Here is a 14,880-nt window from a genome sequence, read left to right as displayed (position 1 = left end):
TTGGCGATTTACGATTGTTTTACGTTTTATAACGAATATGAACTTCTTGAATGGCGTTTGAAGATGCTTTACGATGTTGTCGATTTGTTTGTCATTGTCGAGGGAAATCGTACGTTTCAAAATAAGCCTAAAGAGTTTAATTTCCCTAAATATGAGATGCTCTTTGCACCTTACGAGAAAAAAATTCGCTATGTGGCGATTGAGGAAGAAATGCCATATGAAAGCGACTGGTCAATTGAGATTTTTCAGCGAAATTATATCAAGAATGCTCTTGTTGACTGCAAGGCCGACGATATTATCCTTTTGTCCGATGTCGATGAATTTGCTACGCCGGAGCTTTTGCAACAAGTGAAAGATGGCTTGGGTGAAGTTCATATTTTTTCTACGTTCGAACGTGTGGCAGAGCGTGAGGGGCTGCGCGGTTTGTCGCGCAATACGCGTTGTTTTTTGCGGTCATTGCCTTATATGAGAAAACGATCGTCCATACGGGAGTTCTTGCGGTATAGCCCTGTGGTATGTGAGCAGACGATGTATAATTTTTTTATCAATTATCAAAGAGATTCGAACTGGTGCGGTTTGATTCTTGCGGAATATGGGCAGATCACGGATATGCAAACGCTGCGTTCACGGCGTAATCAGTTTCCGCTGGTATACGGCGGCTGGCACTTTTCATCTTTGGGTGGTCTGAAGATGATTCGCAATAAGATCAACTCGACATCCGACGGAATGTGCAATCCCATTTATAGTTTGCCAGAAGAAGAGCAGAATCAAGTGATCGAAGAAGCGCTGGAGAAAGGCTATATTTGGTGGCGAGATGAGTATTTGAAAAAACGTACCTTGGAGGATATGGATATTCCGTGGATTGAATGGTTTGCGAAGAAGTATCCGTATATGTATCATGGCTGAGAACCATGATTGAGTTTGATTTTAAAGAAACAATGATAAATGCAGCATCGTATAATGAAATGGGTTTGGATGCTAAGGAGAACAAGCTGTGCAGAGTTTTTGGAGCTTAGGGAAGAAAATATATAACATGTCGAATCCGCGCGAAGCGCGTCGCTGCGTGGTGTTTTGTGCGCGTGCGATGGCGAATCGCTCGCGGATGCGGCAGATTGACGCTTTTTTTCAGCAGGATGCAGTCTTGCAGCAGGTGGCAGATGTGTGTCCGTTCGTCTATGAGCAGCCGACGCGGGCGTTTTTCTATAACAAGTCCACGTTTGAGGAACGCGCTGCGCTTGTTGAGACGCATATAAGGTTCTTGCGGAATGTGTTGGCAGAGGATATCCTACTAGATCTTTATCGGCATAAATCCGTGCCGCTCTGGCATGGTGCGGCATGCATGGAGAAAGAACTCGCTGCGTTTCTTCTTTTCGAACCGGGACAGCGCAAGGAGGGGCTTCTTTCCGTCATGCTGCGACTTGGTGAGAGTGCGCTTTATCAGATCATCTTCTGGCTGAATGAAGCGCCGGATGGCGAGATGGCGATGTGGATCGGTGCGATGCAGGGGCCGAATATGGAAAATGCGAAGGATGTCGTCAAGCAGGTGACGAAGGCGTGTCATGCCTACCGCACGAAGAATCTCATCCTCTATATGACGCAGGCAGTTGCAAGAGCTTTGGGGCTTAAGCATATTTATGCCGTATCGAACGAGGGCTATTACGCGAACAACCATATCCGTCGCGACCGCAAGCTCAAGACGGATTTCGGCGCTTTCTGGGAAGAAGCGGGCGGCCATGTGCTGGTGGATGCACGCTTCTATGAACTTCCGCTCGTTGAGACACGAAAGACGATGGAGGAAGTGCCGACGAGAAAGCGCGCCGTTTACCGTCGCCGCTTTGTTTTTTTAGATGATGTGGATGTGCAGATTGCGGAGAATATGGGGAAGCTCTTGAAATAAGGGAAGACGATGTTCTCGGACGAGGATGCAAGATGACGATGCATGGATGTAAGCGAGTGGCGGAATTTGTTGCATATGATTGAACAATGTAACAAAGATGTAAATGTGTGTTATGTTGTTGTGCTGATGTTATAAAATTTAGGTAACAAACTATAAAATGTTATAAACTATATAAAACTATTGAACAAGAATGGTGTTTCTGTTATCGTTTTACCATGAAGCCCCAAGAGGTCAAGCCGAAGGCGCAGACCGATTGGCTAGGCTTCTGTAAGGGCGGCGCACAATGTCCACAAAGTGGACGTTTGTGCGTGTAGTTTACCATGAAGCCCCAAGAGGTCAAGCCGAAGGCGCAGACTGGGAGGTTTTTCGATGAATCTGCCGAAATCTATCCGCGAGGGGAGCGGCAGAGCTGTTATCATTGCAGTATATTGTCTGTTGTGTTTTTTGGTACGCGAGTGCGCGGAGAAGGAGAGGATTTGATGGGGAAAATTCTGGGGATGGGGATCCAAAATTATGGGTCATTGAAAAATATCAAAATGGGGAAGCTTCTCAGTGATACGAGCAACGAGGAATTCGGCAATATGGTCGCAATTATCGGGCAGAGCGGAAACGGGAAGAGCACATTGGCGGATGCGTTCGGCTTCCTATCGGATTGCTTGTCCACGGATGTGGAAACTGCTTGCGATGCAAATAATCGTGGGGGATATGATCAATTGCTTTCGCAAGGCAGCCAAGAAGCTATCCATTTTGAAATATATTATCGAGAAACATCGAATACACGTCCTATAACCTATGAGCTTACGATTGATAAGGATGATGCGGGCAGACCTTATGTGAAAGAGGAGCGATTGAGGCAACGCCGCATGGGGCATAAAAGCGGTAGACCACTTTCTTTTTTGTATCTGAAAGAAGGCCGTGGCTATGCTTTCGAAGGTGATGATGGTGGTATGGACGATGACTGCGGCATTGATCGCGGCGAGAAGAAAGATGTGCGCCTTGCCGATTTGCGCAAATTGGGGGTTGTAACACTCGGGGCGATGAAGCAATATTCGCGTATTGAAAAGTTTCTGAATTTCTTGCAGAGTTGGTATTTATGCTATTTTACTCCCGATGCTGCGCGTCAGGTACAGACGGTCGTGCCAAGTCCGTATCTGAATCGCACGGGAAGCAATCTGAATAATGTTGCGCAGTATATGTACCGTGAAAATCCCAAGGCATTCAAGAAAGTCTTGGAAGAAATAAAGGGCAAGATACCGAATATCGAGAGAATCGAGCCGCTCAAACTGCCGAATGGTCAAATGGTTTTGGAGTTTTGGCAGAAAGGGTTCGAGAAACCGTTTTTTTCACAAAGAATGTCCGATGGTACGTTGAAGCTCTTTGCTTATTATCTCTTGCTCAATGAGAGGAATCCAAGGCAGCTTGTATTTGTGGAAGAGCCGGAAAATGGTCTGTATCATAAATATTTGGGAAAACTTGCTGAAGAAATGGATAAGAATGTGGGCACGGGATATGCGAAGCAGGTATTTGTGACAACGCACAGTCCTTTTTTCGTCAATGCATTGCAGCCGAAGCAGGTATGGGTGTTGGAAAAAGACTCGCAGGGATTTTCTACAATCAAGCGCGCATCGGATTATCGCTTCGTTAATGCTTTGGTCGAAGAGGGCGTTTGCTTGGGCGATTTATGGTACGATACATATTTTGGTTGAGGAGTCGATCTTGTGCATATTCAATTCATGATTGAGGACTCATCGAGTGCCGCTTTGATCGAGGTGCTGATAGGGAAGCTGAAGGATAGCGTCTCTTTGCTGACGTATGATGTTAAGCATTTTCATGGGATTGGCGGTTTCACTAGGAAAAATACGGTGAAGGAGATAAAGACAGGAAAATTGCTCAATGATCTGGCCACCTATTTGCGAGGTTTTTCTAAAAGTTTGCAGGGCATCCAAGCAGCCATTTTTGTGATTGTGGATAACGATGACCGCGATACGGCGGAATTTCGTCTCGCGTTGGAAGAGGTTGCCGTTAAAAACCATATCGCAGTCGACCGAGTGTTCTGCATCGCGGTGGAAGAGGTGGAGGCGTGGTTATTAGGGGATAAAGCAGCCATCTACAAGGCGTATCCTCTGGCGAAAAAGCAGGTGTTGGACAGCTATGAACAAGACAGTATTTGCGGGACATGGGAAGTTCTGGCGGAAGCGATTCATAAGGGTGGTCTCAGAAACTTAAAAAAGTCGTGCGCTTCTTATCGGGAAATTGGTTCGCGCAAGAAAGAGTGGGCGGAGAAGATCGGCAAGTATATGGACTGTGCTACAAATGAATCTCCGAGTTTTCGATATTTTTGGCAGGAATTGCAAAAACGACTTCTTGCTTGCTGAATGGCAGCAGTCTGCAGGCATAGCGGGAGAGGATGGAAACTGCGAGGGTATGGCGTATGGAATAGGCGCAGACTGGGAGGTTTTTCGATGAATCTGCCGAATACTATTCGCGAAGGAATCGTGCGGCTCGCACGCAAGTATGGCTTGTCACGCGTTGTGCTCTTCGGCTCGCGGGCGCGCGGGGACAACTGGGAGCGCAGCGATGTCGATCTCGCGGTTGCAGGCGGCGACGTTGTGCGGTTTTCGCTCGATGTAGACGAAGAGCTGCCGACACTCTTGATGTTCGATGTCGTCAACTTGGATGGTCCTGTGCAGCCGGAGCTTTTGGAAGAGATTCAGAGGGATGGTGTTTTGCTTTATGAAAAAGGCAGAGAATTTCTTCAAGGCACTACAGAATCTTAAGGAGATCAAGGGGAAGAAGCCTCCCTATGATACGATTGCGACGGCGGGCATGGTGTCGCTTTTCGAGATATGCTTCGAGCAGGCATGGAAAGCGATGAAAGAACAGCTGGAATTGAGCGGCTATGGTGAGCATAAGAGCGGCTCGCCGAAGAGCGTCATCGAGTTGGCGTATCAGGCGCGGATGGTCAAGGATGAAGAACTTTGGCTTGCGGCCTTACAGGCGCGTAACAATGTGGCGCACTTTTGCAGTGAGCCAATCGCGCTTTCCATTATTCGTGACAGTCAGGAGAAGTTCATCGCGATGTTCGAGCAGCTGGCGGAGGAGCTGCGGGAGAGGTGGCTGTGATAGAAGTTTGATGTTTATAAAATGCTCATTTTAGCAAAGATCAGGTGTAGGAGAAAAGGCGAATAGAGCCTGAGGAACCAATGAAGGAGGAACATAATATGGCATTCAAGGAGATTCAGCCGCAGGATTTGCAGGATAATGTATTTACGCTGATCGGCAAGGATTGGCTCGTCGTCTGCGGCGAGAAGAATGGCAAGGCGAACGCGATGACGGCCTCTTGGGGCGGCATGGGTGTGCTCTGGGGCAAGCCGGTCGTGTTCATCTTCATCCGTCCGCAGCGCTATACGAAGGAGTTCGTTGATGGGGCAGAAGGCTTCACGCTTTCCGTGCTCGACGAGTCGAAGCGCAAGGTCTTGAACTACCTTGGAACGGTGTCGGGGCGCGATGAGGCGAAGATCGAGAAGGCGGGACTTACGCCGCTTTCGGAAGGGGGCTTCACCTACTTTTCGGAGGCGCGGCTGGCGCTCTTTTGCCGCAAGCTCTATGCGCAGGAGCTGCAGCCCGAGTGCTTCATCGAGCGCGAATGCGATGTGAAGTGGTATCCCGAGAAGGATTACCATACGATGTATGCGGCGGAGATCGAGAAGGTTCTCGTTCGCGGCTAAGAGTTCTGGGAGGCAGACATGCGTCAGGAAATCAAGGAGCAGCTCAAGGGAACGAGCCTTGCGCGCGGCATGACGGATGAGGATGTTGAGGCGCTTCTCGCATCGAGCCAAGTGCGTCTCGTGCACTACAAGAAGGGCGAGATCATCTTTCACGAGGGTGATGTGCCCGAGCGCCTTTTTCTGCTCGTCTCAGGCGCTGTGCGCATACTGAAGGACACGTATTCGGGGCGGCAGATCTTCTTAGGGGAGATACGAAAACCCGGAGTGATGTTCGGCGAGGTATATCTCTTCATCGAGCGCCATGCCTACGATATGTTCACGCAGGCGCTCGCAGCGACGGAGCTTTTGGAGATTTCGAGCCGCATGTTGACGCAGGGCGCTGCGGAGGACGATTTCGGCGAGGCAGACGATCCGGAAAGAGCGCAGCGCGTGCGCCTGCAGGGACTCCTGCAGCGCAATCTGCTGCGTGATTTCGCACGCAAGGCGTACCAGATGAACAATATGCTTAAGGTGCTCGCGAGCGGCTCTTTGCGCGGCAAAATCGCACGCTATCTGATGTTGCAGCCGCAGAAGGCGGACGGTAAGATCTGCTTATCGGAGAGCCGCGAGTCTACGGCGATCTATCTCGCAGTGTCGCGCCCAGCTCTTTCGCGCGAGCTGAGCGCCATGCAGAAGGAGGGCATCCTCGCAGTGGAGTCGCGCACGATTCATATCTTGGATCGAGAGAAGTTGGAGGAGTATCTGTAAGTAATAAAAAAGGCGTACAGACCGTGGATTTTGGTCTGTACGCTTTTTTGTCTTGTGTGTACGATGGTTACGCTTCCATGATGATCGGCAGGATCATGGGGCGGCGGCGCGTGGCGTCGAAGATGAAGCGTCCGAGAACGTCGCGGATGGTCGTCTTGATGGAGGACCATTCGGTTATGTGCTCATCCTCGCACTTCTTGAGGGCGCTGAACACGCGCTTTCTGGCGGTATCCATGAGTTCTTCGGATTCGCGCACGTAGACGAAGCCGCGCGACACGAAGTCAGGGCCAGAGACTATGCGTCCGGAAGAGCGGTTGATTGTCACGACGACGATGATGACGCCTTCGCGCGAGAGCTGTTGGCGGTCGCGCAGGACGATGTTGCCGACATCGCCGACGCCGAGGCCGTCGATGAGCACGATGCCTGCTTGCACCTTGCCGTTGAGTTTCGCCGAGTTGCGCGTGAATTCAAGAATGCCACCGTTTTCGTTGAGAAAGATGTTCTCCTTGGGCATGCCGAGGCTCTCTGCAAGCTTGGCATGGCGCACAAGCATGCGGTACTCGCCGTGTACGGGCATGAAGTAGCGCGGGCGGATCAAATTGTGCATGAGCTTCAAGGCGTCCTGGCCGGCATGGCCGGAGACATGGATGCCCTCGCTCCTGCCGTAGACGACGTCAGCGCCGAGCTTCAGGAGAAGATCGATGGTCTTGCCGACGTAACGTTCGTTGCCGGGGATCGGCGTCGCCGAGATGATGATGGTGTCCATCGGCGTGATGTTGACCTTGCGATGTGAGCTCATCGCCATGCGCGTCAGGGCGGACATCGGCTCGCCTTGGCTGCCCGTCGTCGCGATGACGATCTGGTTGTCGTTGTAGCGGCCGATCTCGTCGATGTCGACGATCGTTCCCTCGGGCGCGGTCAGATAGCCAAGTTCCATAGCGATGTTCGTGACGTTGACCATGCTTCGACCGAGGATCGCCACCTTGCGGCGGTAGCGCACGGCGGAGTCGATGATCTGCTGGATGCGCGAGACGTTCGAGGAGAAGGTCGCGACGATGATGCGCCCGCGTGCGCGCCGAAATACGCGGTCGAAGGCGACGCCGACGGTCGCTTCGCTCGGTACAGGCTCTGTGCGCTCGGCGTTCGTGCTGTCGGCAAGCATGAGCAGCACGCTCTTGTTGCCGATTTCCGAGAGCGTCTTGAAGTCCGTGAGCTTTCCGTCGACGGGCGTGTAGTCCATCTTGAAGTCGCCCGTGTGGAAGATCGTGCCGAGCGGCGTGCGGATCGCGAGCGCCACGGCATCGGGGATGCTGTGGTTCACGCGCACGAACTTGATGGCGAAACAGCCGAGCCGCAGCTGATCGCCCGCCATGATAGGATGGAGGTTCTGCGTTGAAACGCCGCGCTCCTCCAAGCGTCCCTTGAGAATGCCGAGTGTCAGCGGCGTGCCGTAGACGGGAACGTCGATCTGCGTGAGGACGTACGGCAGAGCGCCGATGTGATCCTCGTGACCGTGCGTCAGCACGATGCCTTTGATACAGTCGCGGTTTTCCAACAGATACGTGATGTCCGGAATGACGAGGTCGATGCCGAGCATATCCTCCGTCGGGAACATCAGTCCCGCGTCGATGACGAGGATATCATTGCCGAAGCGCAATACCGTCATGTTCTTGCCGATTTCCCCGAGTCCGCCCAAGGGGATGACCTGTAACTTTTTTGCGTTGGCCGAATGATTGGCAGAATGTGTGTTTGAAGAATTTGAAGCCAAAAAATATACACCTCCGAAAAATTTGTTTTAGGAAGCGCTAAATATATACGTGCTTCCTTTCGTGTCCTGTGTGATAGCTGAACATACGTCCAGCAAGTTTTAGCCGATCAATACACATCTCATAGTATTATATAACACATGAACTCTTTTTGCAAAAGAAAACGACAAAAAGCCGCCCGTGAAGGCGGCGGGAATGTCATCGCAGTTCTTGAAGTTTCTGCAGGGCAGGGAGTCGTGAATTTACGACTCCCTTTCGATGCGGACGTTTACGTCGTAGAAGGTGCTGCCGCCGCCCTTGTCGGTCAGGCGTTGGCTGGTCAGCATATTGAGGCCGCGCCTTCCTTTGCAGTAGGCACGCCACCAGACGCCTTCGCTGACGAGCGTGCCGGGGCGGACGCGGCGGCTCAGGGCGAGTGTAAAGCTGGCCGCGCCGCGCTCGTTGCTGCATACGACGGGATCGCCGTCCGCAAGCTCGAGCTTTTCTGCATCGTCGGGATGCATCAGCAGTTCCATGACCTTGCCGCGCGAGAGTTCTTCGCGCTCGTTGAAGGAGGAGTCGAGGATGCGTGGATCGGGAGCGCTGATGAATTGGAACGGTTCGTCGTCGCCGTGGGCGGGGAAGTAGTCGGGCAGGGGCGGCTCTTCCTTCGGGTTCAGCAGTTCGATCTTGCCCGAGGGCGTTTTGAAGTCGAGCTTGTAATTCTCGGGCAGAGGAAGGTCGACGGGCAGTCCTGCGGCGAGCGCTGCCTTGTCTACGGGAAGTGGCCAGGCGTCGGTTGAGGCGATCAGCTCGTCGATGAGATCATCCTCGCTTTTTTTGAAGAACGGGTCGTCAAGCCCTAAGGCATCGGCCAGCAGGCAGGCGACCGCCCAGTTCGGCTTCGACTCGCCGACGGGCGGAATAACGGCTTCGCCGCGCTGGATTGTGTAGTGTCCATAGGCTGCATAGATGTCGCTGTGCTCGAGCGAGGTCGTCGCCGGCAGCACGATGTCGGCATAGAGCGCCGTGTCGGTCAGGAAGCGTTCGTGTACGACGGTGAAGAGGTTATCGCGCAGAAGCCCTTCGGTCACTTTCTTCTGGTCGGGCGCGGTGCAGGCAGGATTCGAGGAGTAGACGAAGAGGCTCTTGATGGGCGGCTCCGAGGCGGAGGTCAAGGCGTTGCCGATTTCACACATGTTGACGAGGCGCACGTTTTTCCGCAGGTCGGGGCGCTGCACGATGTCCTTGCTGAAGGCGCGGCTGCCCGGCACGGAGGAGAGGAGGCCGCCGCCCGGCTTCTTCCATGCGCCGACGGCGGCGGGCAGAGCGAGCAGGAGTCGCGTCGTCATCGCGCCGTTCGTATAGCGCGAGAAGCCGCTGCCAAGACGTATGAAGGGCGCGCGCGCCTGGCCGTAGGCGAGGGCAAGTTCGCGTATGGCCTCGGGAGAAAGTCCCGTGACGGCAGCGGCGCTTTCTGGGGTATGGTGCGGCAGGACATCCTTTTTCAGTTCTTGCCAGCCTTGGACATGCGCGGCGAGGAAAGCCTCGTCTGTGAGGCCCTCTTTTTCCAGCACGTGGAGCAGTGCGAGCGCGAGTGCGCCGTCCGTGCCAGGATGCACGAAGAAGGCGCGGTCAGCCTGGCGTGCCGTTGCCGTCTCGTATGTATCGACGCACCAGATTATGGCGCCGCGCTTTTTCGCCACCTGCACATCGTGTGCGAAGTGGATGTCCGTCGCGAGCATGGAGAGACTCCAGAGGATGATGAGATCGCTTTGCTGTGCTTCCTGCGGGCGGATGGCGAGGGTCGCTCCCATGACGGAATTCCAGCCATGACGCTTTGCGGGGGAGCAGATCGTGCGGTCAAGCTCTGCCGCTCCGAGTGCGCGAAAGAGCGCGTGATAGGCGTCGTGCTGCAAGAGCCCCATCGTTCCTGCGTAGGAGTAGGGCTGTATGGCCTCCGCGCCGTACTGCGCGATGATTTCCTGCCAGCGTGCGGCGATCTCCTGCACCGCTTCGGGCCAGGAAATCGGGCGGAACTCGCCTGCACCCTTCTTTCCTGTGCGCTTGAGCGGCGTGAGGAGACGGCGCGGCGAATGGACGGTGCGCTCGTAATGTGCCATTTTTGGACAGAGCGTGCCGCGCGTGAAGCTGTGTGCGGGGTCGCCTTTGACCTTTCGTGCCAGCCCACCCTCGACCTCGACGAGAAGGCCGCAGCAATCGGGACAGTCGTAGGGACAGACCGAGCGCAGGATTTCCATGATGATTCCTCCTAACAAGCAGAGTGAAGATAAGGCCGTGCACGAGCGTCCGCAAAGCGGGGCGTGTGCGTGCAGGCTATAAGCATAGCAGACAAAATCGCGGCTGGCAAGGCTTTTCCCGTATCACTCCATGATGCCCGCCATCTTCAGCAGATACTGAGCGTTGCGCGTCGTGCAGCGTCCTTCTTTGATCTTATAGTCGAAGAGGAGTTTGTCGTCCTCGTAGCTTTCTTCAAAGTGCCAGTTCGTTACGGGGGCGGCGTCGCTCTCGATCTCGCAAAGCTCGAAGTCGTGCGTGGAGACGAGGGTGATGAAGTCCGCGCCTGTGAGGCGCGAAATGGCTTCTCTTGCGCCGATGAGGCGATCGGCGCTGTTCGTGCCCTTGAAGATTTCGTCGATGACGATGAGCATGGGCAGGCTCTTTTCCTTGAACGCCATCATGCTCTTGATGCGCAGGATTTCGGCATAGAAGGTGGAAAGGCCGTGCGCCGCGTCGTCCGTCACGCGGATCGAGGTGAAGATGTGAAGCGGCGAGAGGCAAAAGCGTTCGACCGGCACGGGTGCGCCCGCGTAGGCGAGGACGCAGGCGCTTGCGACGGTTCTGAGGTACGTCGTCTTGCCTGACATGTTCGATCCTGTGATGATGCGCGTGCCTGCCGTCGCGTCGATGTCGTTCGGCACGGCCTTCTCCTCGGGAATCAGGAGATGGGTCAAGTTCTTGGCTTCGAGGCGCGGCGAAGCGTCTTCGAGGAGTTTGGGGAACGCGTACACTTCGCGCACGAGTCCCACGGTCGAGAAGGAGAGGAGCACTTCGGTCTCCGCCCAGACGGCGAGCCAGTCGCCGAGGTGCGCGGAGGCCTTTTCCTGCCAGTGTGCGATGCGGTGCGCGAAGTGCAGGTCGCTGAGGAAGAAGGCGTTGGCGAGCAGCAGGAAGATGAGATTGTGACGTGTGTGCGCATGATCGGCGAGGGCGGCGAGGCGGCGCAGGGAGCGCGCGGAGCCGCCCGCCTTGAGCTGCGCCTGCAGTGCGATAAGGTGCGGGCTTTGGAATGTCGCATCTTCGAGGCGCGAAAAGAGACGCTCGTAGAGGCGCAGCTCGCGGTGCATGGCGGCGAGCGGCTTCTGCGCGGATGCCGTGCGCCTGCCGAGCGCGAAGGCGATGAGGAACTGCAGCAGCACGAGTATGGCGGGCATTGTCCAGCCGATGAGGGAGAGCGATGCGCCGACGATGGCGAGCGCGAGGGCGGCGGGAAGAACCCACGCGATGAAGGCCGTGCCCGCGTAGGGCTTCTCTGTATTTCTTTGCAGCGCTGCGAGGAGCGGCTTTGTATCGTGGCCGTCAGGCAGAAGAGCGGCCGCCGCCGTGAGGTCGAGGACGAGCCTGGGGCGGGCGATGAGTTCCTCGACGGCTTTCTGCCTCTTCCTTGCAAGCGCGAGATCAGCAGGGAAGGGGGAGAGCGTGTCGGCGAGACGATCACGCCCCGCCTTCGTACGTGCGGCGCAAAGATACTGGTAGATGGAATCAGCGCCGAAGAGGCTTAGATCCTGCGCCTGCGGCAATTCGTCCCTCAGATATTCCGCGCCCGTCACAGGAAAGTTGTGCCACTCTCCCGAAAATCGTGCAAGAAAGTTTGAAAGCGCGGCGATGTGGCTCTCCAAGAGCAGGCGCTGCTCGAAGAGCCTGCCGTGACGGCGCAGGAGCGCGGTGAAGCAGCAGGCGAGCGCGACGGCGACCAGATATATCTCGAGTGCGCTCGTGTCCCAGGCGGCGGCAAGCGCGAGAAGGCACAGGAAAAACGTCGTGAGGCGCAGCCAGGAAAGCATCTGCCCGCGCCGATCCAGCCGCCGCTTCTCGGCGAGATCCGTCTCTCGCGCCGTTTGGAAGAAATTTTTGTTCATAAAGCATCGTCCTCGTCTTTAACCGATATATAATCCGTCTTTCCCTATATTATAAGCGTGAAAGTCATCTGCGTCCAGTTCTCAGCAGCAGAATTCGCGGGGAATTTTGTTTGAGGATTCACTGGCAATGGTATATAATGAAAGAAATAAAGCTTATGGAGGTGCGTCGAATGGCACAGGATATTGTTGTATCCATGGACGATGATTTGAAGTCGAATTTTGAAGAAGTGTGTGCGGATATCGGACTTTCTGCGCCTTCCGCTATCTTGATCTTTGCGCGGCGCGTCGCGCGGGAGCGCAGGATTCCATTTGAATTGAGAGCCGCTCCTCTGACGGATTCGCTCTATTCGGAGAAGAGCCTGGCACGTTTGCGTCGCGGCATTGCGCAGCTTGATGCTGGGAAAGGCGTGCAGCACGATTTGAATCACTATGATTGACAATACCGCATTTTTGAAATGGTTTGCATAGGCTTCGGCGATGCATTTGTTTCAAGAGTGCGGTTTTTTGATACAAAATCATAGGAAATCATAAAAAACTGCTAGCGTATGGAAAAAATTATATTATAATATATTTGTATCATAACATAAGTTAAATCGATAACGTTTCTTGTTGTGACGAAGTGCGAAGGAGTGTGTTGCCGTTGGAAAATTCCTTGACGCTTTCCTTCGAGGATGCGAGCATATCCTTCGCGGGTCGCAGCGTACTTCGGGGGCTTTCCTTCGAGCTTGCAGGCGGCATCGTCGCCAGCGTGCGCGGGGCGAACGGCAGCGGCAAGTCCACGCTTCTGCGTCTGGCGGCGGGGCTTTTGCGGCCGACAAAAGGGCGCGTCGCGCTGCGGACGGCGGCGGGAGAGGCCGAGGGAGCGATGTGGCAGGCGAATCTCGCCTATCTCTCGCCCGAGCTTTCACTCTATCCGCTGCTAACGGCGGCGGAGAACCTCGACTTCTTCCTCGGACTGCGCGGCATTGCGCTTTCCGATGCCTCGCGTCGGACGCTTCTCGCGCGCGTGGGACTCAAGGGGGCGCAAGATTGGCGGATGCAGACGGCAAGCTTCTCGACGGGCATGCGCCAGCGTTTGAAGCTCGCCGTGCTGCTCGGCGCGGATGCGCCCTTCTGGCTGCTCGACGAACCGGGCGCGAACCTCGATGAGGAAGGGCGCACGCTCCTCGCCTCGCTCGCACGCGAAGCGGCGGCAGAAGGCCGGCTCGTGCTCTGGGCGACGAACGAGCAAAAGGAGGAGGTGACTGCCGATGCAAGGATCTGCATTGCAGGGGGCGCGGCTCATCTTTCGTAGGGAGGTCGCCTGTGCCATGCGTAGCTGCTCCTCTTGGGCGGCGATGTTCATGTTTTCGTTGACGGCGATCGCGGCGCTTTCCTTTGCGCTTCGTTGTGCGCCGCCTGAGCCGCAGGTAGCGGCGGGACTCTTGTGGGTCGTGCTGTTTTTCTCGGCGGAGGCGGGCGTCGGCCGGGCGTTCTACGAGGAGGCGGCGAGCGGCACGCTGCTCGCCCTGCGCATCTATGCCGGAGCGCAGGCGGTGTTCGTCGGCAAATTCTGCTACACGCTCTTCATGCTCACGGCGCTCGCCGTCTTTGACCTAGCGCTCTTTCAAGTCTTTCTCGGCTTTTCGCTGGCGGACTTCTTCGCCGCCATGGTCTTTCTCCTCGTCGTATTCTTGGGCATCTGGGGTTTGGCGGCGGCGGGCGTCATCGTCTCGGCGCTGACGGTCGGCGCGGGCGCGAAGAGCGGGCTGTTCTCCGTGTTGCTGCTGCCCGTCGTTTTGCCCGTGTTCCTGCCCGCGCTCAATCTCACAGGCGAGCTTTTCAGCTCCCTTCTGCCGTCCTCTTCCCTGCTCGGCGCGATGGCGCTCTACGACATGATTCTGACGCTCGGCGCTTCGTGGCTCTTCGACTTCGTATGGCAGGAAATTTGAAGCGGCGGCGAGAAAGAATGTTCGCCGGCTCTTTCAAGAATAAGGGGTGAATCTATGCTTCGCGTCCTCATCATTGTGTTGACAGCAGCGCTCTTCGCCGCTGTATTCTTCCTCGTGCCGCCCGCAGAAGGCTTGGGCGACTATGTGCGCCTCGTCTTCTTCCATGTTCCGGCGGCGTGGGTCTCGGTTCTCGCCTTTCTTTTGAGTGCGTGGTGGGCGCTTCGCTTCCTGCGATGTCGCAGGGAGCGCTTCGACGCGCTGAGCGCACGCTCGGCGAAGCTGGGCTTCTTCTTCGTGATATTCGCCACGGTGACGGGAGCGCTCTTCAGCCGCCTGTCGTGGGGCGCATGGTGGAATTGGGATCCGCGCCAGACGACGATCTTCGTACTCATCCTTATCTACGGCGCATATCTCACGCTGCGCTCGGCTGTGCCCGAAAACCGTGGGCGCGCGCTCGTCTCGGCGGTCTACTCGCTCTTTTCCTTTCTGACCGTGCCGTTCCTCGTCTTCCTTTTGCCGCGCCTCTACTTCTCGCTGCATCCCGAGCCTCTTCTGAATAGCGGCGCACATGTGGCGATGGAGCCGTTGATGATCGGCGTGCTCGCGCTCGGCCTTGTCGACGCGACCTTGCTCTATTTCGCACTGCTCTTTCGGTCTGTCAAGGAGGACTGA

Annotated in this window: 15 protein-coding genes; 12 read left to right on the top strand and 3 right to left on the bottom strand. The window is 55.4% G+C overall.

The genetic code is table 11. From position 1 onward, the window contains the following. The 8 genes from RWS31_RS03545 to RWS31_RS03510 all read left to right on the top strand — a co-directional run bounded on the left by RWS31_RS03545 (position 1) and on the right by RWS31_RS03510 (position 6,372). Positions 1-906, top strand: a complete 906-nt coding sequence (locus tag RWS31_RS03545; protein ID WP_294176000.1) for a beta-1,4-N-acetylgalactosaminyltransferase — start codon at positions 1-3, stop codon at positions 904-906. A gap of 127 nt (positions 907-1,033) precedes the next feature. Beyond that, a complete protein-coding gene (locus RWS31_RS03540; RefSeq protein WP_314596141.1) occupies positions 1,034-1,897 on the top strand; it encodes a VirK/YbjX family protein in 864 nt (287 codons plus the stop codon). A 479-nt stretch (positions 1,898-2,376) separates the two neighbouring features. Next, positions 2,377-3,603 carry an AAA family ATPase gene (locus RWS31_RS03535; protein WP_294175996.1) on the top strand — a complete coding sequence of 409 codons (1,227 nt, stop codon included), beginning with the start codon at positions 2,377-2,379 and terminating at the stop codon, positions 3,601-3,603. Between the two features lie 12 nt (positions 3,604-3,615). Further along, positions 3,616-4,272: a hypothetical protein gene (locus RWS31_RS03530; RefSeq protein WP_314596139.1), complete on the top strand. Its 657-nt coding sequence runs from the start codon at positions 3,616-3,618 to the stop codon at positions 4,270-4,272. 87 nt (positions 4,273-4,359) lie between these two features. Next, entirely contained in the window at positions 4,360-4,674 is a 315-nt protein-coding gene (locus RWS31_RS03525; RefSeq protein WP_294175992.1) for a nucleotidyltransferase family protein, read from the top strand. Beyond that, positions 4,631-5,020 (top strand): HI0074 family nucleotidyltransferase substrate-binding subunit, encoded by a 390-nt coding sequence (locus RWS31_RS03520; protein WP_314596138.1) that lies wholly within the window; start codon positions 4,631-4,633, stop codon positions 5,018-5,020. The genes RWS31_RS03525 and RWS31_RS03520 overlap by 44 nt, the downstream gene beginning before the upstream one ends. 98 nt (positions 5,021-5,118) lie before the next feature. After that, positions 5,119-5,625, top strand: coding sequence for a flavin reductase family protein (locus RWS31_RS03515; RefSeq protein WP_294175990.1), 507 nt, complete (start codon positions 5,119-5,121; stop codon positions 5,623-5,625). 18 nt (positions 5,626-5,643) lie between these two features. Next, positions 5,644-6,372, top strand: coding sequence for a Crp/Fnr family transcriptional regulator (locus RWS31_RS03510; protein WP_294175988.1), 729 nt, complete (start codon positions 5,644-5,646; stop codon positions 6,370-6,372). Between the two features lie 67 nt (positions 6,373-6,439). Here RWS31_RS03510 and RWS31_RS03505 read toward each other — a convergent pair whose 3' ends face one another. From RWS31_RS03505 to RWS31_RS03495, 3 genes are all read right to left on the bottom strand, one after another. Then, the gene (locus RWS31_RS03505) at positions 6,440-8,140 is read right to left on the bottom strand and encodes a ribonuclease J (protein ID WP_265070218.1); all 1,701 of its coding nucleotides are present in this window, start codon (positions 8,138-8,140) and stop codon (positions 6,440-6,442) included. Positions 8,141-8,380: 240 nt separating this feature from the next. After that, entirely contained in the window at positions 8,381-10,378 is a 1,998-nt protein-coding gene (locus tag RWS31_RS03500; protein ID WP_314596134.1) for a molybdopterin-dependent oxidoreductase, read from the bottom strand. A gap of 123 nt (positions 10,379-10,501) precedes the next feature. Further along, the gene (locus tag RWS31_RS03495) at positions 10,502-12,277 is read right to left on the bottom strand and encodes a MutS-related protein (RefSeq protein ID WP_314596132.1); all 1,776 of its coding nucleotides are present in this window, start codon (positions 12,275-12,277) and stop codon (positions 10,502-10,504) included. Positions 12,278-12,447: 170 nt separating this feature from the next. Between RWS31_RS03495 and RWS31_RS03490 the strand changes: the two genes are divergently transcribed. From RWS31_RS03490 to RWS31_RS03475, 4 genes are all read left to right on the top strand, one after another. Further along, the gene (locus RWS31_RS03490) at positions 12,448-12,714 is read left to right on the top strand and encodes a type II toxin-antitoxin system RelB/DinJ family antitoxin (protein WP_314596131.1); all 267 of its coding nucleotides are present in this window, start codon (positions 12,448-12,450) and stop codon (positions 12,712-12,714) included. Positions 12,715-12,917: 203 nt separating this feature from the next. Then, a complete protein-coding gene (ccmA, locus tag RWS31_RS03485; RefSeq protein WP_399553458.1) occupies positions 12,918-13,571 on the top strand; it encodes a heme ABC exporter ATP-binding protein CcmA in 654 nt (217 codons plus the stop codon). After that, complete coding sequence (locus RWS31_RS03480; protein WP_313971861.1) at positions 13,528-14,208, top strand: heme exporter protein CcmB; 681 nt, start codon at positions 13,528-13,530, stop codon at positions 14,206-14,208. Before ccmA ends, RWS31_RS03480 begins: the two co-directional genes overlap by 44 nt. A 54-nt stretch (positions 14,209-14,262) precedes the next feature. Continuing rightward, positions 14,263-14,880, top strand: coding sequence for a cytochrome c biogenesis protein CcsA (locus tag RWS31_RS03475; protein WP_313971860.1), 618 nt, complete (start codon positions 14,263-14,265; stop codon positions 14,878-14,880).

The organism is uncultured Selenomonas sp. (assembly GCF_963528755.1).
In the GTDB taxonomy this organism is placed as follows: Bacteria; Bacillota; Negativicutes; order Selenomonadales; family Selenomonadaceae; genus Selenomonas.
The sequence above is the reverse complement of the archived record's forward strand: the minus strand, read 5'-3'. Positions and strand labels throughout refer to the sequence as shown.

What these genes read in the sequence shown, in the direction of transcription:
- RWS31_RS03520 (WP_314596138.1), top strand. Translation starts at nt 4,631, where the DNA reads ATGAAAAAGGCAGAGAATTTCTTCAAGGCACTACAGAATCTTAAGGAG.
- RWS31_RS03510 (WP_294175988.1), top strand. Translation starts at nt 5,644, where the DNA reads ATGCGTCAGGAAATCAAGGAGCAGCTCAAGGGAACGAGCCTTGCGCGC.
- RWS31_RS03540 (WP_314596141.1), top strand. Translation starts at nt 1,034, where the DNA reads ATGTCGAATCCGCGCGAAGCGCGTCGCTGCGTGGTGTTTTGTGCGCGT.
- RWS31_RS03480 (WP_313971861.1), top strand. Translation starts at nt 13,528, where the DNA reads ATGCAAGGATCTGCATTGCAGGGGGCGCGGCTCATCTTTCGTAGGGAG.
- RWS31_RS03535 (WP_294175996.1), top strand. Translation starts at nt 2,377, where the DNA reads ATGGGGAAAATTCTGGGGATGGGGATCCAAAATTATGGGTCATTGAAA.
- RWS31_RS03515 (WP_294175990.1), top strand. Translation starts at nt 5,119, where the DNA reads ATGGCATTCAAGGAGATTCAGCCGCAGGATTTGCAGGATAATGTATTT.
- RWS31_RS03495 (WP_314596132.1), bottom strand. Translation starts at nt 12,277, where the DNA reads ATGAACAAAAATTTCTTCCAAACGGCGCGAGAGACGGATCTCGCCGAG.
- RWS31_RS03475 (WP_313971860.1), top strand. Translation starts at nt 14,263, where the DNA reads ATGCTTCGCGTCCTCATCATTGTGTTGACAGCAGCGCTCTTCGCCGCT.
- RWS31_RS03490 (WP_314596131.1), top strand. Translation starts at nt 12,448, where the DNA reads ATGGCACAGGATATTGTTGTATCCATGGACGATGATTTGAAGTCGAAT.
- RWS31_RS03525 (WP_294175992.1), top strand. Translation starts at nt 4,360, where the DNA reads ATGAATCTGCCGAATACTATTCGCGAAGGAATCGTGCGGCTCGCACGC.
- RWS31_RS03500 (WP_314596134.1), bottom strand. Translation starts at nt 10,378, where the DNA reads ATGGAAATCCTGCGCTCGGTCTGTCCCTACGACTGTCCCGATTGCTGC.